At 68.1% G+C, this 22,246-nt stretch carries 21 protein-coding genes; 11 read left to right on the top strand and 10 right to left on the bottom strand.

Features of this window, described 5'->3' with window-relative positions; genetic code table 11:
• Nucleotides 1-53 precede the first annotated feature (53 nt).
• A complete protein-coding gene (locus tag G3T14_RS10350) occupies nt 54-581 on the bottom strand; it encodes a DUF3280 domain-containing protein (protein WP_163642377.1) in 528 nt (175 codons plus the stop codon).
• 202 nt (nt 582-783) lie between these two features.
• Here G3T14_RS10350 and G3T14_RS10345 point away from each other — a divergent pair, with 202 nt between their 5' ends.
• From G3T14_RS10345 to G3T14_RS10305, 9 genes are all read left to right on the top strand, one after another.
• On the top strand, nt 784-2,025 hold the full coding sequence (locus G3T14_RS10345; protein ID WP_163642375.1) for an ABC transporter substrate-binding protein: 1,242 nt from the start codon (nt 784-786) through the stop codon (nt 2,023-2,025).
• Nucleotides 2,026-2,183: 158 nt separating this feature from the next.
• The gene (locus G3T14_RS10340; protein ID WP_163642373.1) at nt 2,184-3,185 is read left to right on the top strand and encodes a YVTN family beta-propeller repeat protein; all 1,002 of its coding nucleotides are present in this window, start codon (nt 2,184-2,186) and stop codon (nt 3,183-3,185) included.
• Nucleotides 3,186-3,318: 133 nt separating this feature from the next.
• The gene (locus tag G3T14_RS10335) at nt 3,319-3,753 is read left to right on the top strand and encodes a hypothetical protein (RefSeq protein WP_163642371.1); all 435 of its coding nucleotides are present in this window, start codon (nt 3,319-3,321) and stop codon (nt 3,751-3,753) included.
• 10 nt (nt 3,754-3,763) lie between these two features.
• A complete protein-coding gene (locus G3T14_RS10330) occupies nt 3,764-4,006 on the top strand; it encodes a hypothetical protein (protein ID WP_163642370.1) in 243 nt (80 codons plus the stop codon).
• Nucleotides 4,003-4,746: an ABC transporter ATP-binding protein gene (locus G3T14_RS10325; RefSeq protein ID WP_163642368.1), complete on the top strand. Its 744-nt coding sequence runs from the start codon at nt 4,003-4,005 to the stop codon at nt 4,744-4,746. The genes G3T14_RS10330 and G3T14_RS10325 overlap by 4 nt, the downstream gene beginning before the upstream one ends.
• Complete coding sequence (locus G3T14_RS10320) at nt 4,743-5,624, top strand: ABC transporter permease (RefSeq protein ID WP_163642366.1); 882 nt, start codon at nt 4,743-4,745, stop codon at nt 5,622-5,624. Before G3T14_RS10325 ends, G3T14_RS10320 begins: the two co-directional genes overlap by 4 nt.
• A complete protein-coding gene (locus G3T14_RS10315) occupies nt 5,621-6,241 on the top strand; it encodes a hypothetical protein (RefSeq protein ID WP_163642364.1) in 621 nt (206 codons plus the stop codon). The genes G3T14_RS10320 and G3T14_RS10315 overlap by 4 nt, the downstream gene beginning before the upstream one ends.
• A 245-nt stretch (nt 6,242-6,486) precedes the next feature.
• Nucleotides 6,487-8,967 (top strand): TonB-dependent receptor, encoded by a 2,481-nt coding sequence (locus tag G3T14_RS10310; protein ID WP_163642362.1) that lies wholly within the window; start codon nt 6,487-6,489, stop codon nt 8,965-8,967.
• A 354-nt stretch (nt 8,968-9,321) separates the two neighbouring features.
• Nucleotides 9,322-9,717, top strand: coding sequence for an EF-hand domain-containing protein (locus G3T14_RS10305; RefSeq protein WP_163642360.1), 396 nt, complete (start codon nt 9,322-9,324; stop codon nt 9,715-9,717).
• 147 nt (nt 9,718-9,864) lie between these two features.
• Here the strand turns inward: G3T14_RS10305 and G3T14_RS10300 are convergent, their stop codons facing one another.
• The 4 genes from G3T14_RS10300 to G3T14_RS10285 form a co-directional block, all read right to left on the bottom strand.
• Entirely contained in the window at nt 9,865-11,199 is a 1,335-nt protein-coding gene (locus G3T14_RS10300; RefSeq protein ID WP_163642521.1) for a leucine-rich repeat-containing protein kinase family protein, read from the bottom strand.
• Nucleotides 11,200-11,296: 97 nt separating this feature from the next.
• A complete protein-coding gene (locus tag G3T14_RS10295) occupies nt 11,297-12,820 on the bottom strand; it encodes an undecaprenyl-phosphate glucose phosphotransferase (RefSeq protein WP_163642358.1) in 1,524 nt (507 codons plus the stop codon).
• 102 nt (nt 12,821-12,922) lie between these two features.
• Nucleotides 12,923-14,158 (bottom strand): glycosyltransferase family 4 protein, encoded by a 1,236-nt coding sequence (locus G3T14_RS10290; protein ID WP_348645252.1) that lies wholly within the window; start codon nt 14,156-14,158, stop codon nt 12,923-12,925.
• Between the two features lie 206 nt (nt 14,159-14,364).
• Nucleotides 14,365-14,952: a polysaccharide biosynthesis/export family protein gene (locus tag G3T14_RS10285; RefSeq protein WP_163642354.1), complete on the bottom strand. Its 588-nt coding sequence runs from the start codon at nt 14,950-14,952 to the stop codon at nt 14,365-14,367.
• Between the two features lie 172 nt (nt 14,953-15,124).
• Between G3T14_RS10285 and G3T14_RS10280 the strand changes: the two genes are divergently transcribed.
• The gene (locus tag G3T14_RS10280; protein ID WP_163642352.1) at nt 15,125-17,374 is read left to right on the top strand and encodes an exopolysaccharide transport family protein; all 2,250 of its coding nucleotides are present in this window, start codon (nt 15,125-15,127) and stop codon (nt 17,372-17,374) included.
• Nucleotides 17,375-17,390: 16 nt separating this feature from the next.
• Here the strand turns inward: G3T14_RS10280 and G3T14_RS10275 are convergent, their stop codons facing one another.
• Nucleotides 17,391-18,596 carry a GNAT family N-acetyltransferase gene (locus G3T14_RS10275; RefSeq protein WP_348645251.1) on the bottom strand — a complete coding sequence of 402 codons (1,206 nt, stop codon included), beginning with the start codon at nt 18,594-18,596 and terminating at the stop codon, nt 17,391-17,393.
• A gap of 186 nt (nt 18,597-18,782) precedes the next feature.
• Here G3T14_RS10275 and G3T14_RS10270 point away from each other — a divergent pair, with 186 nt between their 5' ends.
• Nucleotides 18,783-19,850 (top strand): polysaccharide deacetylase family protein, encoded by a 1,068-nt coding sequence (locus tag G3T14_RS10270; RefSeq protein WP_163642348.1) that lies wholly within the window; start codon nt 18,783-18,785, stop codon nt 19,848-19,850.
• A gap of 3 nt (nt 19,851-19,853) precedes the next feature.
• Here G3T14_RS10270 and G3T14_RS10265 read toward each other — a convergent pair whose 3' ends face one another.
• The 4 genes from G3T14_RS10265 to G3T14_RS10250 form a co-directional block, all read right to left on the bottom strand.
• Nucleotides 19,854-20,258: a hypothetical protein gene (locus G3T14_RS10265; protein WP_163642346.1), complete on the bottom strand. Its 405-nt coding sequence runs from the start codon at nt 20,256-20,258 to the stop codon at nt 19,854-19,856.
• A gap of 90 nt (nt 20,259-20,348) precedes the next feature.
• Nucleotides 20,349-20,567: a DUF2842 domain-containing protein gene (locus tag G3T14_RS10260; RefSeq protein WP_163642344.1), complete on the bottom strand. Its 219-nt coding sequence runs from the start codon at nt 20,565-20,567 to the stop codon at nt 20,349-20,351.
• A gap of 101 nt (nt 20,568-20,668) precedes the next feature.
• Nucleotides 20,669-21,427, bottom strand: a complete 759-nt coding sequence (locus G3T14_RS10255) for an ABC transporter ATP-binding protein (RefSeq protein WP_163642342.1) — start codon at nt 21,425-21,427, stop codon at nt 20,669-20,671.
• Complete coding sequence (locus G3T14_RS10250; RefSeq protein ID WP_163642341.1) at nt 21,427-22,179, bottom strand: ABC transporter permease; 753 nt, start codon at nt 22,177-22,179, stop codon at nt 21,427-21,429. Before G3T14_RS10250 ends, G3T14_RS10255 begins: the two co-directional genes overlap by 1 nt.
• Nucleotides 22,180-22,246 lie beyond the last annotated feature (67 nt).

The raw sequence follows: 22,246 nt of genomic DNA, 5'->3' as shown, positions 1-22,246 counted from the left end.
TTCACCATTTTCCCCGAGCCGGTGCCGATGGCCCTACCAAAAAACGCACCCGATCACGAGCGGTTGGGCAGGGGCTCGGCCAGCAGGCGGTTCTTCACGACCCAGCGCATGGCATGCGCCCAGGTATCGTCGGTATCGGCCCGGATGACCACGCGGCCACCGCGCACGACCTTGCCGGTGGCCGCCTCGGCGATGGTCACGGTGAGATTGAAGATCTGGTTGGAGCCCTTCTCGACGTAACCGCTCACGGCCAGATCGGCGCCCAGCGTCTTGGCGATGGTCGCCGCGCAGCCGTCGCACTTGTAGAGGGGCGCCTGCTTGGCGATCTCGGCGGCTTGAGGGCCGACATCGACGGGCTCCACCACGTTGTCGGCGGTGAGCGCCTTGCGCAATTCCTCGGTGACGAGACCGAGGCGGCGGATCTCGTCGGGCCGCGCCTTGCGGCCGCCGGCCACGCCGGGGTCGAACAGCTCGACCCCGAAGATCGCAGCCTTTTCGGGTGCGGCACTGGCGTGAGCGACGAGGACGGGACTCAGCAGGATCCCGGCGAGAAGGGCGTGTCCAGTGCGAAGGCGGGCCATGGTCGCATGTCTCACATCGGGTACGGCGCGAAGTATTCGGAAACGCCCGGGCGTCCGCAGCGATCCCCAGCCTGCGTGCGTTCGGGCGAAGAAGTGCCTGGATTTGCCGCCTCAAGCAAATCGCGGCCGGGCACTCGCTTAGGGATCGCTCATCAATCCGCGATTGAGCGCGGCGGCGAGATGTTGTTAGCGTGCCGCCCGCATGCATGATCCGGTACGATCCCTCCTCGCCCCGCTCGCCCTCACGCTCGGGCTCTGCGGTCCCTGTGGCGTCATCGGTCCGGTCTCCGCGCAGGAACCGACCGCTCGGGAGGCGCCGCCACCGGCGGTCGCCGGCAGCGAGACGCATATCGGGCTGATCTACCGGCCCGAACCCGCGCCCTCCTCCTACGATGCCGAGGCTGCCCCCGAGGACGAGGGCGTGGCCGGTGCCAGGATGGCGATCAAGGACAACAACACCACCGGTCGCTTCACCAAGCAGACCTACGCCCTCGACGAGGTCGCGCTCACCGAGGGCAAGGACGCGGTGGAGGCCGCCCGCGATCTCGTCGGCCGCGGCATCCGATTCCTCGTCCTGGCGCTGCCCGCCGACGCGGTTCTGGCGGTGGCCGATGCGGTGAAGGGGGAGGGCGTCACGATCTTCAACACCGCCGCCCCCGACGACCGCCTGCGGGGTGCCGATTGCCGTCGAAACGTCTTCCACGTGATCCCGAGCCGGGCGATGCAGACCGACGCGCTGGCGGAGTTCTTCACGCTGATGCGCTGGCGCAAGATGTTTCTCATCACCGGCCCGCAGGACAACGACCGCCTCTATGCCGAGGCGTTCAAGAACTCGGCCCGCAAGTTCAACCTCAAGATCACCGCCGAGAAGCCCTGGACCTTCGGGCCCCTCGCCAAGGCGCGGGGCGACACGCCGACGCGCTCCGAGGCGTTGGTGTTCACCCGCGGGGTCGATTACGACCTCGCCATCGTCGCCGACGAAGCCGGGGATTGGGGCGACTACGTTCCGTTCCGCACCGTCGATCCGCGGCCGGTCGCCGGCACGCAGGGGCTGATCGCCACCACGTGGCACCCGACCCTGGAGACCTGGGGCGCGGCCCAGGCGCAGAACCGGTTCCGGCGCCAGGCCGGCCGCCTGATGCGACCGCTCGACTATCAGGCCTGGGCGGCGGTACGCTCCATCGGCGAGGCGGCGACGCAGAAGAAGACCGCCGACCCGGCCGTGCTCGCGCCCTACTTCGCAGAGCCGGCCTTCAGCCTGCCCGCCTACAAAGGCGTGTCGCTGACCTACCGCCCCTGGGACCACCAGCTGCGCCAGCCGCTGATCGTGGTGCAACCCAAAGCCGTGGTCTCGGTGGCGCCCGAGCAGGGCTTCACCCACCAGCGCACACCGCTCGACACCCTCGGCATCGATCTGCCCGAGACCACCTGCAAATTTCCCTGAATCGTCGACCCGACACGATCTCACGGAGGGCCGGCCCTGCGGCAACGCGTGACGGCAAGGCTTGCGGTCCTGCGCTCCCCATGACACGGGGCTGCACTATAGTAACGGATGATCGGTCAATCGCGCGCGAGACAGCGATGGCCCCGAGGAGGACACACATGAGCCGCGGCTTCAGGACAAACGCGTCGCGATCGGTTCTGGGGCTGGCCTTGCTCGCCGCCACCGCCCTGGCGGGAGCCGGGTCGGCGCAGGCCTACACGGTCTACGTGACCAACGAGAAGGGCAATTCGGTCAGCGTCATCGACACGACGACGATGGCGGTCACCGGCACCTGGAAGGTCGGCCGGCGCCCGCGCGGCGTCACCACCAGCAAGGACGGCAAGGAGCTGTTCGTCTGCGCCAGCGACGACGACCGCATCGACGTGCTCGATACGGCGACCGGCAAGGTCGTCCGCTCGCTGCGCTCCGGCCCCGATCCCGAGCAGTTCATCCTCGGCCCGAGCGGCAACCTGCTCTACGTCGCCAACGAGGATGACAGCCAGGTCACGGTGATCGACGTCGAGAAGAACAAGGTGATGGCCGAGGTGCCGGTGGGCGTCGAGCCCGAGGGCATGGGCCTGTCGCCCGACGGCAAGATCCTGGTGAACACCTCCGAGACCACCAACATGGCGCACTTCATCGACACCACAACCTTCCAGGTGATCGACAACGTGCTGGTGGATGCGCGTCCACGCTTTGCCGAGTTCACCGCGGACGGCAAGTTCCTCTGGGTCTCCGCCGAGGTCGGCGGCACCGTGAGCATCATCGATGTCGCGGCGCGCCGGGTCATCCAGAAGATCACCTTCAAGATCCCGAGCGTGAACGACGAGGCGATCCAGCCGGTGGGCATCCGCATCACCAAGGACGGATCGAAGGCCTTCGTGGCACTCGGGCCCGCCAACCGCATCGCGGTGATCGACGCCAAGACCTACGCGGTGGAGAAGTATCTCCCCGTCGGTCAACGCGTCTGGCAGCTCGCCTTCACGCCGGACCAAAAGCTCCTGATCTCCACGAACGGCTCCTCCAACGACATCTCGGTGGTGGATGTCGCGGCGGAGAAGGTGGTGAAGAGCATTCCGGTGGGGCTGCTGCCCTGGGGCGTGGCGATCTCGCCGAATTGAGTGTCGGCACACCGCGACAGCTTCATCGGTTCGTCGTATCCGGGGCGCCTCAGGCGCTCCGCGTACGACGGGCCGGGGACGCCGTGACATCGACGAACGACCGTCACAAGGCGGCGAACGGGAGGACGATCACATGAAGCGGACGATACGGGCGGCCACGCTCGCCCTGGCGGCGATGCTCGCCGCCGGACCGGCGCTCGCCCTCGACCTGACGAAGAAGCGCGCCAACCTGCCCGACCTCGTGCTCGGCAACGAGGAGGGCAACGACTTCGTGGTCGAGAACAAGGAGATCGAACTCGAATCCGGCAAGGCCTACCGCCTGCGCATCGTCGCTAAGGGCCGGCAGGAGTACAAGTTCTACGCCACCGAGTTCTTCCGCAACATTTGGTTCAACCAGATCGTGATTCAGCATCTGGAGATCCACGGCAGCGGCCCGCCGGACCATCTCGAATTCGACGATCCGGGCGAGATCGCCCTCGAGTTCGTGGCGATCAAACCCGGCGAATACCCCTGGACGGTCCGTGGCCTCGAGGCCAAGGGCATGGCCGGCAAGTTCATCGTGAAGTAGGGCACCGATCATGCGCCTCTCCCTCGCGGCTCTCGCCGTATTCCTGATCGCCGGTCCGGCGCTGGCCGACGACAAGTTCGCCTGCACCGACGGCATCGCCATGATCAAGGCTGAGCTCGCCAAGCCGCCCGCCGAGACCGTCCTGCCCAAGCTGAAGAAGGCCCTCCGGGTCGCCGAGCGCGAACTGGGGGAGGGCGAATTCGACGAGTGTCTCGACGCCGTCGGCGATGCCAAACGGGCGTTGAAGCCATGACCGAGAGCGCCGCGCTCGACGTCGCGGGCGTGAGCCATCGCTTCGGGTCGCGTGCGGCCCTGTCGGACGTCTCGCTCGCCGTCGCGCGTGGACGCTTCACCGCCCTGCTCGGCCCCAACGGAGCCGGCAAGACGACCCTGTTCTCGGTGATCACCCGGCTCTACGCGAACCAGGACGGCCGGGTCTCGATCCTCGGCCACGCGCTCGACAAGGAGCCGAGCCGGGCCCTGGCCCGCCTGGGCGTGGTGTTCCAGGCCCGCACCCTCGACACCGACCTGACCGTCGCGCAAAACCTACTCTATCATGCCAGCCTGCACGGCATCACCCGCAAGGCCGCCAAGGCACGGGTCGCGACGCTCCTCGATCGCGTCGGCCTCGCCGACCGGCGCGACGACAAGGTCAGGACCCTGTCCGGTGGCCAATCCCGGCGCATCGAGATCGCCCGCTCGCTGGTGCACGAACCCCGGCTCCTGCTGCTCGACGAACCCACCGTCGGCCTCGACCTCGAATCCCGCGCCGACATCGTCAGGATCGTCCGCGCCCTAGTGCGGGAGGAGGGCCTGTCGGTCCTGTGGGCGACGCACATCTTCGAGGAGATCGAAGCGGGCGACGACGCCGTGGTGCTGCACAAGGGCCGCATCGTCGCCCGGGGCACCGCCGGCTCCATCGCGCAAGGCGGTGAAACCCTGGAGGCCGCCTTCCGCCGCCTCGTCGCCGAACCGCCGAGGCAGGCCGCATGAGCACGACCACGCCGGCCCGCGCACCATCGGCCTCTGCACCCGTACCCCATCTCGGCCGCCTCGACGCGGTCGGCTACCTCATCTGCCTCGGCGGCATCGTCCGGCGTGAGCTGCTGCGCTTCTTCAACCAGAAGGAGCGGTTCTTCTCGGCGCTGGTGCGCCCGCTGGTCTGGCTGTTCATCTTCGCCGCCGGCTTTCGCAACACGCTCGGCGTCTCCATCGAACCGCCCTACCAGACCTACGTGCTCTACGAAGTCTACGTGGTGCCGGGGCTGGCGGTGATGATCCAGCTCTTCAACGGCATGCAGTCGTCGCTCTCGATGGTCTACGACCGCGAGGTCGGATCGATGAAGGTTCTGCTCACCAGCCCCTATCCGCGCTGGTTGCTACTTCTCGCCAAGCTCATCGCCGGCGTCACCGTATCGGTGGTGCAGGCCTACGCGTTCCTGGGCATCGCCTGGTTCTGGGAACTCGATATTCCGACCATCGGCTATGTCGCCGCCTTACCGGCCTTCATCGCCTCCGGGCTGATGCTCGGCTCCATCGGCCTGCTGCTGTCCTCGATGGTCAAGCAGCTCGAGAACTTCGCCAGCGTGATGAACTTCGTGATCTTCCCGATGTTCTTCGCGTCGTCGGCGCTCTACCCGCTCTGGCGTATCCGCGAATCGTCCGAGACGCTCTACGCGATCTGCATGGCCAACCCGTTCACCCACGCAGTGCAGCTCGTCCGCTTCGCGCTCTATGGGCAGTTCGATCCACTGTCCTGCGCCGTGGTCGTCGGCACCACTCTCGCCTTCTTCACCCTTGCCGTCGTCGCCTACGATCCGGGCCGGGGCATCATGGCCCGGCGCGGCGGCCCGGCCGGAGACAATTCATGATTCGCACATTCGCTCTGTCTCTTCTCGCCCTCGGAATCGTCGCCGGGCCGGCATCGGCCCAACCCAAGGGTGATCCCGACTGGCCCTGCGTTCAGCGCAAGGTCTCGACGCTGAGCCCCGGCTCGGTCTGGACAGGTCCCGACATCGCGCAGGCCGGCGCCTGGGGCGACGACTTCGAAGCCGCCTCCCTCGCCCAGAAGATCGCGTCGCGCCGCACGGAACTGTCTGACGTCGATCCGATGATCGACGAATTCGCCGCCAAGGCGGGTGCGGACAAGGACAAGCGCCTGACCCGGGTCTATGCGGGCGTGTTCGAAGTCCTCAACGGCGAGCGCAACAAGGTGATTGCCGGCATCGCACGGTACTCGCAAGGGCAGCGCCGCATGGCCGAGCGCATCCGCGATGAAGCCGACAAGATCAGCGCCACCAAGGACGGCCCCAGCGCCCAGGACGCTCGCGAAATGCCCAAGGAGGCCTCCGATCTCGAGACCAAGTTTGCTTGGGACCGGCGCATCTTCCAGGAGCGCAGTCAGTCTCTGACCTATGTCTGTGAAGTGCCGACCTTGCTGGAGCAGCGCCTCGGCGAGATCGCCCGCAGGATCCAGGCGAAGCTGTGATCGCGCACGCTCTGGCGGCCGATTGCCGAATCCTCCCGGATCGCTTGCCTGAAACTCCTTAAGTCGTTGAAAATAGGCAGGAAAGATGTTGCCGTGACGACACGCGGCGTTCGTAAGACGTCCCTAAGGCCGTGAAACCGCGCATTGCGGCTTCGGTGCAATTGTGCCCAACCCGCGATCCTCACAAGGTTGTGTCGTAAGCCCCGCAAAAGGGGCACGGCACGACGACGATCGAGGGTCTGGGGATGACGAAGCGGACGCTGCGAGGCAGCCTGCTCCTATCGGTGGCATTGATGCCGGGCGCCGCCCTGGCACAGAATGCCGGTGTGCAGCAGTCGGTGACCCTGGCCGAGCTCGACGTGGTGGCGACCACCCCGGTGAGCAGCACCGGCGGGCGCGGTGCCATTCCGCTGTACAAGATCCCCAGCACGGTGGAGACCGTGACGGCGGCCGATCTCGACTATGATCGCGGCACCTTCAACGCGGTCGCCACCCTGGCTCGCCGCACGCCCGGCGTGAACCTGTCGGATTCGCAGGGCAGTTCGGGCCGCACCGACCTGACCTACCGCGGCTTCACGGCCTCGCCGGTTCAGGGCGTGCCGCAGGGGCTCGCCGTCTACCAGAACGGCGTCCGTATCAACGAAGCCTTCGGCGACACGGTTCAGTTCGACCTGATCCCGCCGGTCGCGATCAACCGCATCGACGTGGTGACCGGCAATCCAGTGTTCGGCCTCAACGCGCTCGGCGGCGCGGTCAACATCCAGATGAAGAACGGCTTTACCTGGCAGGGCACCGAGGTCACCGTGCTCGGCGGCTCGGATGGGCGCATCGCCGGCTCGCTGCAATACGGCAAGGTAATCGGCCCGTGGAGCTTCTACTTCGCGGGCGACGGCATGAACGACCGCGGCTGGCGCTACGAGAGCCCGAGCACGATCGGCCGCCTCTACTCGGACCTCGGATACCGCACCCCGGATTCGGAATTCCACCTGATCGCCGCGGGCGCCCGCACCTTCTTCGGTGCCGCCGCCGCGACGCCCGTCGACTTCACCCATGCCGACCCGCGGGCGATCTTCACCTACCCGCAGACCTCCACCACCGAGATGGGCACGATCCAGCTCACCGGCCGCGTCGACGTCTCGCCGAGCTGGGAACTGGCCGGCAACGCCTATTACCGGCGCTTCAGCCAGCAATATATCGATGGCAACGACGGCAATTTCGAGCAGTGCAGCACGCGCTCCAGCAACCGCGGCTTCCTGTGCTTCGAGGATGACGGCTTCAGCCCGGCCGCCGGCCAATCCCAGCTTGCGTTCCGCAACCAGTTCACGATCCTCGGCAGAAACAACCAGCGGATCCCGTTCACCGCCGGTGTCCCCTACGGCACGATCGACGTGACGAAGACCGAGGCCACCGGCTACGGCGGGTCGCTCCAGGCGACCAACCGCGACAAGATCGGCGGCTTCGGCAACACCTTCCTCGTCGGCGGCAGCATCGACGTGGCGGATTACTCCTTCAAGTCGTCGAGCACGCTCGGCGTGATCAACCCGGACCTGTCGGTCACCACCAACCCGAGCAACCCGTTCTACGGCAACATTCCGGGGCTGGGCACGACGCAGTTGCGCACCGACGCAGCGCTCGGCATCGCACCAAGCTCGGTGATCGGCTCGAACCTCTACATGGGCCTCTACGCCACCGACACCTTCGACCTGACCGACGCCCTCTCGCTCACCGCGGGTGCCCGCCTGAACTTCGCCCGCGTGAGCACGCAGGACCAGACCGGCTTCTCGCCGGACGTCACCGGGACGCACTACTTCACTAAGATCAATCCGCTCGCCGGCCTGACCTACCGGTTCAATCCGGGCCTGTCGCTCTACGGCGGCTACTCGGAATCCAACCGCGCCCCGACCCCGCTGGAACTGGCCTGCGCCAACCCGGACCGGCCCTGCCTGCTGCCGAACTCGCTCGTGGCCGATCCGCCGCTCAAGCAGGTCACCGGCCGCACCTACGAGGTCGGCTTCCGCGGCGCGCTGCCGAACTTCTACGCTGGCGGCCTCATGAGCTACAAGATCGGAGCCTTCCGCACCGATCTCACCAACGACATCATCCAGCTCGCCACGCCGGGCAACGCCGCCCGCGGATATTACGTCAACGTGCCGGCAACCCAGCGCCAGGGTATCGAGGTCGGCGGCGAGTACACGAGCGAGTTCGTTTCGGTCTATGCCAACTACGCGCTGATCGACGCGACCTATCAGTTCAACGGCACCCTGTCGTCGCCCAACAATCCGCTGGCGAATGACGGCGCCATCACCGTTCGACCCGGCAACCAAGTGCCGCTCGTTCCCAACCATCAGTTCAAGGTCGGCTTCGACTACCTCGTGCTGCCGGGCTGGCGCTTCGGCATGAACATCCAAGCCTTCTCGTCGTCCTATTATCGCGGCGACGATTCGAACCTGAATCCGAAGCTGCCCGCCTACTTGGTCCTTGGCCTGAACACGAGCTACCAGGTCACGCCGAACCTGCAGATCTTCGGCCTGATCACCAACTTGACCAACAACAAGTATGCCAATTTCGGCACCTTCGCCCAGCGCGGCAACGTCGTCGGCAATCTGACCATCAACGATCCGCGCACCACGACGTTGGCCCAGCCGCTGTCGATCTACGGTGGCATCAAGTACGCCTTCGGTGCGGACCCGGTGCCGATGGCCGAGCCGATCATCCGCAAGTACTGATCTCGCAACTCCTGATCTCGCAACTCCTGATCTCGCCTCTGCGGCGAGACGCGCGGCGCGGCCCCCCTGGGGTCGCGCCGTTTTTCGTTTCTCACGGCCTCGTTCGCGGAACGGGCGCGCGGGTCTCGCCATACGTCGCGGATCGGCACCGTCAAACTCGGGCAACGCGAGGAGCATTTCCCGCCTGACGAGAAAAAACGGAACAAAGGGTTGCCGGATTCTCCCGGGCATATTAGGTAAAGCCGTGTCACGACTCGACTCGACTCGGGGAGACTCATCCTCCTCAAGACTAGTCTTTTCATCGGACTTGGAGCGCGACTCGCTTTTCCAAGTTGATCTATGGAGATTCAATTCATGGCTTATCGTCTTCCTGCCGCCCTTCTCGCCAGTGTCCTCGCCCTCGGCGTCGTCGCCCCGGCCTTCGCCGCCCCCGCCGAGGTGAGCGCGTTCGACCCGGACAAGGACGGCACCATCGACCTCAAGGAAGCGCAGGCCGCCGCCGCCAAGCAGTTCGACATGCTCGACCCCGACAAGGACGGCACCCTCGACGCCAAGGAGCTGACCGGCCGCGTCACCGCCGCCGAGCTCAAGGCCGCAGACCCGGACAGCGATGGGACGCTGGACAAGAAGGAATACCTCGCGGTGGTCGCAGCGCGCTTCAAGGCCGCAGACCCGGATGCCGAGGGCACCATCGACGCGAAGGAGCTCGCTTCGCCGGCCGGCGCTTCGCTCGCGACGCTGCTGAAGTAGGTCGCTCCCGGGAAGCGGCTGCGATCCCGGTCGGCACCGCGCCGGCGGCTTCTCCGCTGCGTCCCGAGAATCTAAGAAGGACCGCGTCTCACCCGAGACGCGGTCCTTTTTCGTATCCGGCGCGGAGCTTCGCCTGACGGGATCGTCTCACGGTTCGGTCGGATGCAGGCCCGCGAGAGCGCTGCAAAGCTCGGCCATCAGCGGCCTCGCACGCGGATCGGCCTGGACGCAGTCGCGCTCCAAGGCGCGCAAGGCGCCGAGACTGTGGGCCTCCACCGGGCAACGGTCGATCAATTCCCCAAGGAGCAGGCCCCAGGCCCGGACCTCGATCCGTTGGAGAGCGAGACGATCCGGGCCGTCGGGAAGCACGGAGGCCGCACCGAAGTCGCTGAGCACCGCCGCACCCTCCGCCCCGTCCCACAACACGTTGTGGCCGTAGAGGTCGCCGTGGAGCAGCCGATTCGCATGGAGGTGGGCGCAGGCCTCCGCGGCGGCCGAGGCGATACGCCAGGCGACGACCGGCTCCAGGCGCAAGCCGGGATCGTAGACGTCGCGGCTGCAACTCTCCAGGCTCGGCGGCCCGGCAAGGCCGCGCCACTGCTCCGGCAGGAGCGGCATCACGAGGCCGTGCAGACCTTCGGGATGGCCGGCCAGCCGACCGAGGGCACCGGTGAGGTTGGGGTGGACGCCCGCGGCGATGCAGGCGGCCATCTCACGCTCGGGCAAGCCGTCGCTGGTCATGGCGCCCTTGAACAGCTTGAGCGCGACGGCCCGCGGAGCACCCGTGCCGTCCGCACGCCAAAGCGCCCGGTACACCCGCCCCGAGGCCCCTTCGCCCAGGAGCGCACCGGGCTCGAGATGGGTCCACGGAACGGTCTCGGTCTCCATCTCGGCGGCCTCCGTCTCGCGCGCGAGCGGATTGCCCGCGAAGGATATCCAGGCGAGCCGCGGCAGGGCGAGAAGCCAGGGAGGCAGGGCATCGAGGGCGTTGGCGGCGAGGCGCACCAGCTCGAGATTCGATGCCGCCGCCAAGCCGGCCGGGAGTGTCCGCAGCCTGTTCCCGGACAGCATCAGCTTCTGCAGAAAGGGCCGTTCGCCCAGGGCCTCGGGGAGGTGCGCGATCCGGTTGTCGGTGAGGGTGAGCCAGCGCAGGAGCGGGGGCAGGGCCTCGCCCGGCACCTCGCTCAGGCCGGTGGCGCGAAAGCCGATCTGGCTCAAGGCCGCGCAATCCCCCAAGGCCGGCGGAAGCCGCTCGAACCGGTTGCCCGAGCAGAAGATCACCCTGAGCTTGGCGAGGCGACCGAGGTCGTCGGGGAGGGCGGTCAACGTCCCCCCGCTGAGATCGAGCACCTCCAGCGTGTCGGCGAGGCCGAAGATTTCCGGCGGGAATTCGGTGAGACCACCGGTGAGTCTCAGCTCGCGCGCACCCGCGAGATCGCCGCGGCGAAGGGCCTGCAGCCGGTCGCGGGTGGCGGCGTTCATCGTCATGGGTTCTTACCGTCACGGCCCGATCCCCGTTGCGAACCGCCGGGGGATCGGGCCGTGTATCGCAAAAACGCGGATCGGTACGCGGTTTTGGTCAGTACGCGTTCCTGGTCCGGAACAGCGAGATCGGCGTGGCGAGCATGATCTTGATGTCGAACAGCACCGACCAGTTCTCGATGTAGTGCAGGTCGTGCTCGACGCGGCGCTGGATCTTGTCGCTGGTGTCGGTCTCGCCGCGCCAGCCGTTCACCTGCGCCCAGCCGGTGATGCCGGGCTTGACCTTGTGACGGGCGAAATAGCCATCGACCACCTGATCGTAGAGCGTATTGGCGGCCTTGGCCTGGAGCGCGTGGGGGCGCGGCCCGACGAGGGAGAGTTCACCCTTGATGACGTTGAACAGCTGTGGCAACTCGTCGAGGGAGGTCTTGCGGATGAAGCGGCCCACCGGGGTCACGCGCGGGTCGTCCCGCGTCACCAGCTTGGCCGCACCGGCATCGCTCTGGTTCACGTACATCGAGCGGAACTTGTAGACCTCGATCAACTCGTTGTTGAAGCCGTAGCGTTTCTGCCGGAACAGGACCGGGCCGGCGGAGGTCAGGCGCACGGCGAGGCCGACCGCGAGCATCACCGGGGCCAGCGTCACCAGCATGGCAAAGCCGACGATCCGGTCGAAGATGCCCTTGGCGACGATGTCCCAGTCGGCCATCGGCTTGTCGAACACGTCGAGGACCGGCACCGCACCGAGATACGAATACGCCCGCGGGCGCAGGCGCAGCTTCGAGGCCTGAGCGGAGAGGCGGATGTCGATCGGCAACACCCAGAGCTTGGCGAGCATCTGGAGGATGCGGTCCTCGGCGGTGATCGGCAGGGTGAAGATGATGAGGTCGAGCCGGGTCGTGCGGGCATAGGCGACGAGGTCGCTCACCGTGCCGAGCTTCGGGTAGCCCGCCACCACCGTATCGGAGCGCATGTCGCCGCGGTCGTCGAACACGCCGACGATGCGGATTCCGGATTCGGATTGGGTATCGAGGGCGCGGATCAGGTCTTCGGCCACCTTGCCCCCGCCGACGATGGCGGTCCGCCGATCGAAATTGCCGCGCTGCATCTGCGCGGCGACGATGCGGGTCAGGACGAAACGCCCGACCACAAGCGCCCCGAGCCCGGTGGCAAAGAAGGTCGCGAGCCAGACGCGCGAGTAATGATCGGCGACCTTGGCAAACACCATCACGGTGGCGACGACGAGGAAGGTGAGCGACCACGCCGCGGCGATGCGCAGGCCCGGCTTCACCAGCGTGCGGAAGGCCCCGATGCGATAGACGCCGCTGACCTGGAACAGGAGTACCGCGATGGTCGCCACGCCGAGGATCGCGGCCGCGTAGCGGAACGACATCGGCACGGTGCCGGAGAGTTGCAGCCGCTGGGTTGCAAAACCCAACACCGCGATCAGAACGAGATCGGCCATCCGCACGCAGCCGGCGAGGACCACGGGCGAGAGGAGAGGGGCCGGGGCCGGCCGCGCCACCGCCTCGGCGGGCGGCATCGCGGCTGTTGGTCCGGCGGCTGGCGCACCGGTCCGGCCTGCGGCTTCCAAGAGGTCACGAACGTCGAAGGCGCTCATCGGCTGGATTTCCGGACTTCAGGGGCGGTCGTACCCCGCTCGTGGTATCCGCAAAGCCTCGCATGCCGGTCTGACGGAACGCTTAATGGCCCGGTGCCGGCGTCAGCCCAGTTCAGTCACATCGGCGGTGCGGTGCGCCGCGGCCTGTGCGCGCAGCGCGGCGGCGTAGCCGGACACCACATCGGCCCCCATGCGCGTCATCGAGAACCGAGTCCGAACCGAGGCGCTGAGCGCGCGGCAGCGGATCAGCTGCGCCTGAGGATCCTCGTCGAGGACCCGGGCAAGGGCATCGGCCAGCGCCTGCGCATCCCCGGCCGGGACGAGCTGTGCGGCATCGGGGCCGAAGATCTCCGGGATTCCGCCGACATTGGTCGCCACGAGGGGCTGCTGTGCGGCGACCGCCTCCAGGACCACGTAGGGCAGCGATTCCGCGAGCGAGGGCACCACCATGATGCGTCCGCGGGCGAGGACCGAGCGGATCGGCTGCGGCGCCTCGAAGGCCACCGCGTCACCCAGTCCCATGTCACGGACACGGGCGGCGAGCGCGTCGGCATCGGGTCCCGAGCCGACCATCAACAGGCGCAGGGCGCGTCCTTGAGCCCGCAAGCGCAGGAGGGCGTCGAGCAGGAAGGGAACCCCCTTCGCATCACGAAGCTCACCGATATAGACGAGGTCGTAGCGCTCGGCCGCCGGGACGACGGGAAGGAACTCCGTCTCGCAGATGCCATTGTGGACGAGGCGGCTGAGACCGCGAACCGCGCCGGCATGGGTCCGGTGACGCCCAGCGACGTACTCGCTCTCGAACAGGAACACGTCGGTGCGCAACGCCATCAGGCGCTCGACCCCCATGTAGAACCGGTGCCGAAGCGTGCCGGGCTTGTAATTGTAGCTGCCGCCATGCGGCGTGTAGGCCCGGATCGGGTTGCGGCCGCGTACCGATGCCAGGCGGGCGTAAACGCCGCCTTTGGCACCATGGCCATGCAGCACCGTCGCACCGAGGGACGCGGCCCGCGTGGCCAGGGCCCGGAGGGCCAGAAGATCGGACAGGTGCGGATTGCGCTGCATCGGCAGTCGGACGATGCCGAGCGCGAGACAGGGGGCGAGGTCCGCCAGCGCCTTGGCGGCCCGTTCGCCGCCCGTGGTGGAATCGCAGACGATGCCGACCTTGTGACCGGCGGCCGCCTGCAGCCGCGCGAGGTCGACCACGTGCCGGAACAACCCGCCGACCGGCGCACGGAACACGTGCAGGATGCGGTGCGACGTCTCCGCTGCGGAGGGCCGGCCCGTGACGGCGAGGGCGGGCAGGGACTCGATCAGGCCGACGGCGGACGCGCTCACGACACGGACTCTCCAAGCGACGACGCACGAGCGACAGAAGCGCTCGGCTGCGACGACCATGGAGGGAGAGAAGTGCCGCGAGAGTTAAAATCGAGCCGCCGACTGTCCGCCTCGGCACGCAAAGCACGCCCGGGAGCCGGCTGTTTCGCCGTGAGGTTAGGAAAATCCTACCAAACCGCATCGATTCCGCATCATCGGTCGTGCTCTCAGAAGAACCGCTCCTTGATGACGATGGTGTCGCCCGGGCGTACCGGATAGGTCATCGGAACGATGCCGGAGACGAGTCCGCCCCGGCCTTCGCGCGTCAGCACCGCGTAGTCGCGGGCCGCCCGCGGACCGAAACCCGCGGCGATCGCCACCGCCGTCTCGACCGCCATGCCGTTGACGTAGGGGTACTGGCCCGAGGTCGTGACCTCGCCCAGGATGTAGAACGGCCGGTAGGCGTCGACCTCGACGGTGACGTGCGGCTCGCGCACGAAACCCGAGGCGAGCTTGGCCTCGATGGTCCGTGCCGCCTGCGCCGTCGACTGGCCGCCGACCTTGACGAGGCCGATGAGGGGCATGGCGATGCCGCCCGCTCCATCCACCGCGTAGATGTTCGAAAGGTTGTCCTGGCCGAAGACGATGACCCGCAGCTTGTCGCCGGCCGACAGGGTGTAGTGCGCGCCGATCGAGCCCGTGCCGGTGGCGTCGAGCTGCTCGGTCCGAAAGTCCGGACGCAGGCAGCCGCCCAATGCGAGGGTCGAAGAGAGTGCCAAGAGAAGTGATCGCCGGTTCATCACCACTGCCGTCATGAGCGAAGGTCCGGGTTTCGACCTAAGGCCATATGGTTAACGAAGACTGACATCCCGAAACGGAAACGGATCCATTCCGGGCATTAACTCCCGATCAATCTTAACGGGTTCTATTCGTGGGCGAGACGGCCGCCCCGCGGTCGACACTTCTGCCTTGCGTAAAGATCGAGCCATGCCCCGCTCTTCGCCGACACTCTCCGCCATTCACGTGATGCCTAGGGCCGGCGAAGGCGCGGGGGAAGGTCTGGGCCTCGCCCAGCTCGCCGGCCTGCTGCGGCGCTCGTGGCGCTGGATCGCGATCCCGACCCTTGTCGCCTGCGTCGGTGCCATCGCGTTCGTTCAGGTGGTCTCTCCGCGCTACACAGGCGAGGCGAAGGTCCTGCTCGAGAGCCGCGACACCTCCTTCACCCGCACCGCCCAGGAGCGTGGTGAGCAGGCCCAGCCCATCGACGAGCAGGCGGTGGCGAGCCAGGTCCAGGTGGTGATGTCGCGCGATCTGGCCCGCGAAGCGATCCGCAGCCTGAAGCTCGTCGGCAATGCCGAGTTCGATCCCGATGTGGCGGGGATCGGCCCGCTGCAACGCGCGCTGATGATGATCGGCCTGGCCAAGAACCCGCTGGAGCGGGCGCCCGAAGACCGAATGCTCGACACCTATTTCGACCGCCTGCTGGTCTACCCTGCGGGCAAGTCGCGCATCCTCGCGGTGGAGTTCCGCTCGAAGGACCCTGAGCTCGCCGCACGCGCGGCCAATACGGTGGCGGAGCTCTACATCGCCTCGCTCGAAGCGGCCAAGACCGATACCGCCCGCTATGCATCGACCTGGCTCGGCGGCAACATCGACGCTTTGCGGACCCGGGTCGCCGAGGCCGAGGCCAAGGTCGAGGCCTATCGCGCCCGCAACGGCTTGATCACCACCGGTGGAGCGTCGAGCCAGCCGCTGGGCAACCAGCAACTGGCCGAGCTGTCGACGCAGCTGTCGCAGGCCCGCACCGTGAAGGCGGACCTCGCCGGGCGCGCCAAGCTGATCAAGGAGATGATCAAGGACGGCCGCGCCTTCGAGATCCCCGATGTCGCCAACAACGAGATCATCCGCCGCGCGGTCGAGCAGCGCATCACCATGCGGGGACAGCTGGCTCTCGAATCCCGCACGCTCCTGCCGGCGCACCCGCGCATCAAGGAGCTGACCGCCCAGATTTCCGACCTCGACGCGCAGATCAAGGCCACCGCCGAGCGGGTGGTGCGCACCATGGAGAACGACGCCCGCATCGCCGAGGCCCGCGTCGAGAGCCTGACCGCTGCCGTCGACGGGCAGCGCGACGTCGTCTCGAAGGGCAATTCCAGCGAGGTCCAGCTGCGCGCCCTCGAGCGCGAGGCCAAGGCCCAGCGCGACCAGCTCGAATCCTACCTGTCGCGCTATCGCGAGGCCTCCGCCCGCGATGCCGAAAGCGCGACACCGGCCGATGCCCGCATCGTCTCGCGTGCGGTGACGCCGGAGATTCCGTCCTTCCCCAAGAAGGTGCCGATCGTCCTCCTCGCCCTCGTGCTGGCGCTGCTGTTCTCCATGGGCGGCGTGATCGCCCGGCATCTGCTCAGCGATCCGGGCAGCGCCGGCCGCCGGCGCAGCGAGGAGGACACCGAGGCTCCGGCCGAGCAGCCGCCGGTCGCCGGGCCGCAGCCCTTCGCGTTTCCCGAAGCATCGCTGTCGCTGTCACGCGAAGCGGCTCCGGCGACCGCTCGCATCGCGTTCCCCTTCACCGCCGCGGCAGCGACACGGAGTCCGGATCCGACGCCGTCGGTCGCCGTGCAGGGCTACGACCTCGACCAGCTCATCGGACGGCTGAGCGACGCAGCCCGCGGCTCCGCCGGACGCACGGTGCTGGTTGCCGAAACCGGCAGCGACGATCTCGCCAAAACCCTCGCCACGACCTTGGCCGGACGCGCGCGGACCCTTCTGCTCGATCTCAACGGACCGGCCTGCGGCCCGGACGATGCGGGCCTCACCGACCTCGTGGCCGGCGAAGCCGATTTCCTCGACGTGATCCAGTCGGTGTCCGGCTCGCGCCTGCACGTCATCCCGCGCGGCTTCCTCGATGCCCAGATCCTGACGGAAGAGCCACAAGGGCTCGCCATCACCCTCGACGCTTTGGCCGAGGCCTACGATTGGGTAGTCTGCCGCCTCGGAAACGCCCATGGCCGCCTCGCACACGACATCCTGTCGGCGGCGGGTCGGCATATGGGCGCCGTGGTCCTCGCTTCGGACACCGATCCGGACGATGCCGACCTCGTGGCGCTCTACGCTCTGGCCCAATCCTCCGGTGCCGGCCAGGTTCTGGTGGCTCAGGACCGGGCCCCGCGCGTCATGAGCGCGCCGGTTCACCACGCGGATGACCTCGACATGCCCCTGCGCCTCTCGGCGGCGTGAGGCCCCGCATCGGGCTTTAATCCGCTGGCGCCGCGCGACTGCGGCGCAGCTTCGCCACCAGGGCCGCGAGCCGCGGATCGCGCTTGATCCGGCGCTTGAGGCGGGCGAGCCCGACGGCCTTCACGGCGAACAGGTGGCCGCGCAGGGTCACCGGGATCGTCACCTCGCCGAGCGCGATGGTTTCGTCGCAGATGCTGGCCTTGTAGCGCGCCTCGCCGACGCCGAGGTCGAAGGCGCGCCGGCCGCGCGCGGTCTGATCCTTGATCAGGTGGTGCAACAGGATGTCACCGGGACTCGACCGGCCGACCACCGGATCCTGGTCGAACGACGTCACCATGCCGCTGTAGCGGACCGCATCGACCGCGCCGGCGAAGACTGCGAACACCCGACCCGTATCGGTCGCCACAAGGGCGGCGACCTCGATCGCTGGCGCTGCGCTCGCCCCGTCGCGACCGATCCCGGCGGCGAGGTATGCGCGGACCGCCGCACGCGCGTAGGGGTTGGCGATGCCCATCGCCGCGAACCGGATCGCCTTCTGCTCGTAGAAGGCCGCCAGAAAGGCGGTGGCTTCCTCGGGCGTTGACGCGCACTTGTAGGCCACGGGACCGAAGGCCTCGACGAGCTTCTTCTCCTTGGAACGCAGTTTCTTGCGCGCATCCGCGCTGAAGATGCGCTTGATCGTCGAGTCCGGGTCCGGTCCGAGAATCAGCCCGTAGGCGTCGCTCGGCGACGGCTCGGGCCGGAAGCTCAGGGGATTGGCGGAGCCATCCCAGAAACGCGGCTGGTGGGAGAGCGCGAAGACGTCGATCCCGGTCTCGCGGCCCACATGCCTCAGCCGCTCCACCAGATCCTCGGGCGACATCGCTGCCGCCTCGCGCGAGGCGAAGAACGGCATGTGGTAGTTCGCGTGCTTGGCGCCGATGACCTGTGCCACACGGATTCCGTGTTCACGCGTGACAACGAGAGGGATGAGCACACGAGGACGCCCGGCGGCATCGCGCAGCACGACGATGCACAACTCCGCGTCCGGTTCGGCACGAAGATAGGCCGCCACCCAGTCGAAGCGCTGGTAGGGCGTGGCGAGTACACCGGGATCGGCTTCCATCCCGCGCCACAGCGCTTCGACGCTCGCCAGATCGGAGAATGTCTCCGCTTTCATCCCACCCCGGACCTTCGCCTGAATCGGGCCGGCCCCGGTCAGACCCTGGACAAGAACCGCCACTGTCGTCGCTCCCCTCGCACCGGCGTAAAACCGGTGATGCGTCGCATGCGAACGACCGTAGCGGCCGAGCGGTTAAGCGGCGGGTGAGTCCCCGAGCGGCGAACCACATCTCTGCCGGCGTGGGTAACGAAACCTTGCGGGTTTGCGTGGTGAGGTTGCGTCCGGCCTGAAGCCCGGAGTTTCCCATTGCCCGCGACGAGCCGCCGCCACCGCCTGTTCGATGCGGGCTTTCGCGCCATCGCGGCGACACGGGCCGACCGCTGGCTCGCACCGGTGGCGCAAGGGCAGGGGGTGATCCTGACCTTCCACCACGTCGATCCGGCACCGCCGGCCGCTTATGCGCCCAACCGCCTGCTGACGATCACACCGGCCTTCCTCGACCGCGTCCTCGTTGCCCTCGAGGACCGCGGCTTCGACCTGATCGGCCTCGATGCGGTACCGGACCGGCTGGCGGAGCCCGGTGCCCGGCCCTTCGCGGTACTGACCTTCGATGACGGCTACCGCGACAATGTCGAGCATGCGCGGCCGATCTTGCAACGTCACGGCGCGCCCTGGACCCTGTTCGTCACCAGCGATTTCGCCGACGGGACCGGGCGGCTGTGGTGGCTCGAACTGGAGCGCGCCATCGGCTGCCTCGACCGGGTACGCGTCCCGGCCAGCGAGCCCGGCGCCCCCGGCTTCGATCTGCCGGCGCGTGACGCTGAGGAGAAATCGGCGGCCTTCGCGGCGCTCTACGGGCATCTGCGCGGCGGTCCGGAGAGCCGCCTGCTCCGCGTCATCGCCGATCTCTGTGCGCAGGCCGGGTTTGCACCGGGGGAACTGGCCCGCGAGCTCTGCCTGTCCTGGCCGGACTTGCGGGAGCTCGCCCGCGATCCGGCGGTGACCATCGGGGCGCACACCGTCAGCCATCCGATGCTCGCCAAGCACGATGCCGAGACGGTGCGCCGCGAGATCGGACACGGGCGGGACCGGATCGCGGCCGAACTCGGACGGCCGGTGCGGCACCTGTCCTTCCCGGTGGGCGACCCGACTTCGGCGGGAATGCGGGAATTCGCGCTGGCCCGCGCGATGGGCTTTTCCACCGCCGTGACCACCCGGCCCGGGCACCTGTTTCCCGGCCATGCCGGGCATCTGCACGCGCTGCCGCGGGTCTCGGTGAATGGCTACCATCAGACCGAGGCCACCCTGTCGGCGTTGCTCTCGGGCGTACCCTTCCTTGCCTGGAACCGCTTGCGGCGGCTCAACGTGGGCTGATGCTCAGCGCCGACGGCGGTGGCGTCGATAGGACCGGCTTTCGCCGCCGACGGTGAAGCTGGCGCTCTGGCGGCCGCCATGGCGGCTGTAGCGCCCGCGCCGGCCGTGCCGGCCACGACCCGTCTGGGGGCCGGGCTCCTCGGCCTGGGGAATCGTCGCCATCAGGCCGGGCGGGATCGCCGCCAGGGCCGTCGCCACGGACGCCGAGGCGGATGCGGACGATCCCTCGCCGCCGCCGACGTTCTTGGCGGCCGGGCCGAACATGGCGAGGCACTGGTTGTAGGCGAGATCGTTCTTCAGGCGCTCGCATTCCGACATCGAGCGTGGGGCGCCTTGCGCCCATGCGGCTCCGGAAACGCTGAGCCCGGCGAGGCCGAGCAGGATCGATAGCGTGCGCAGGCGAGGCATGAGGCGGTTCGGCGACCTTGAGGGGAAGGAGCCACCGCTTCTGGCGCCCGAGTGCGGCGAAAAGCGGACGCGGGTCACGTTACGCGTCTTTCAGGGCCTGTTCTCGACGTCCGGGCGCTCCATCCAGCGGATGAGCGGCATCAGCGGGAAGATCCAGGCAATGCCGAGCAGACAGTAGAGCACCGTCTGGACGAGGGCCGGCGTCTCGGCGATGCGGCTGTCGGCGAGCGCCATGGCGAGCGGCGCATAGATGATGATGAAGGCCAGCATCACGATGGTGCCGATCAGGGAGCGGGTGCGGCGGCGCATCGGCCTCCTCCTCGAACGTTCTCTGGCGAAAGTCTCTTGACCCGTGGACGTAGGACCAAGGCCGCCACAAGGCAACGCGTCCGCCTGCGGCCGATGGGTCGTCACAGCTCCGCCGAACGGCCCGACAGCTCGGCCCGCAACTGGCGGGCGGCCTCCTGCAGAGCGGCATCGCGGCGCCTGCGCGGGCGCGGCACTTCCACCTGCATCTCGGCGGCGAGACGCCCGGGCGAACCGGCGAGCACCACCACCCGGTCGGCCAGCGTCACCGCCTCGTCGATATCGTGGGTGACGAACAGGATGGTCTTTCCGGTGGTGGCCTGGATGCGCTGCAACTCGTCCTGCAGGCCCTCGCGGGTGAAGCTGTCGAGCGCCGAGAACGGCTCGTCCATCAACAGCACGTCCGGATCGACCGCGAGCGCGCGGGCGATGGCGACGCGCTGGCGCTGGCCACCCGACAGCTGATGCGGCCAACGATGGCCGAGGTCGCGCAGGCCCACGAGGTCGAGCATCGCCTTGGCCTTGGCGAGGCGCTCGGCCTTGGTGAGGCCGCTGCCTTCGAGGCCGAAGGCGACGTTGGCGATGACCCGCCGCCACGGCAGCAGCCGCGCATCCTGGAACACCAGGGCCATCGGCGTACGGCAACCGGGGCGGGTATCGAGCCGCACGGTTCCGTCGCTGGGCTTGGCGAGCCCGATGAGCACGCGCAGGACAGTCGACTTCCCGACACCGGATTCGCCGACGATGACCAGGAACTCGCCGCGCGCCACCGTGAGGTTCAGCTCGGACAGGATGACGTTGCGCACCCCGTCGCGCTCGTAGGCGAGGCTGAGGCCGTCGAGGGTGATGATTGCGTCGGACATCAGGCGCGCCACCGCAGGAGCCAGCCCTGGAGGGCGACGAAGCCGGTATCGAACAGGCCGTAGAGGGCGGCCATGGTGAGCATGTAGACCACCACGATATCGGTGGAGAGGAGGCTGGAGGCCTGCATCATCCGGGCGCCGACGCCGGGCACGCCGAAGATCTCGGCGGCCACCACCGCCATCCAGGCCTGGCCGAGCGCTGTGCGCAGGCCGACCAGGATGCCCGGCGTCGCGGCCGGTAGCAGGATCTTGGTGAGCCGCGACCACGGGGAGCGGAAGCCGAAGGCCTGGGCGACCTCGACGAGGTCGCGGTCGACGCCGCGCACGGCGCCCTGGGTGGCGAAGAACACGATCCAGAACACCCCGATGGCGATGATGAACACCGCGGCCGAGGGCTGGACCCCGAACCAGATGATCGCGAACGGCACCCAGGCGAGGCCGGGAATCGGACGCAGCAGACGCACCACCCAGGCGGTGGCCGCCTCGAACCCGCGAAACATGCCGCTCAGGAGCCCGAGCGCGATGCCGAACCCGGCACCGACGCCGAGCCCGACCATGTAGTGGCTCAGGCTCGACGCCACCGCCTCGCCCCAGACGCCGAGGCGGAGCTCGCGCAGGAAGGCGGCCGGGATCGTGCTCGGCGGCGGCAGAAAGGCCGGGTTGACGAGGCCGAGGCGCGGCACCGCCTCCCAGACCAGCAGGAAGGCGAGGAGGCCGGCGGCGGCGAGAGCCGTGGAGCGCAGCGCGTTCATTCGGTCAAAGGGTTTTCAAGCGGTGGGGACGGCCGGTTCGCGGGACCGAAGCGCGATGACGGAGTGC

Origin of the sequence: Methylobacterium sp. BTF04 (genome assembly GCF_010692745.1) — a bacterium.
Classification (GTDB): Bacteria; Pseudomonadota; Alphaproteobacteria; order Rhizobiales; family Beijerinckiaceae; genus Methylobacterium.
Note: the sequence above shows the minus strand (reverse complement) of the source record. Positions and strands in the feature narration are given on the sequence as shown.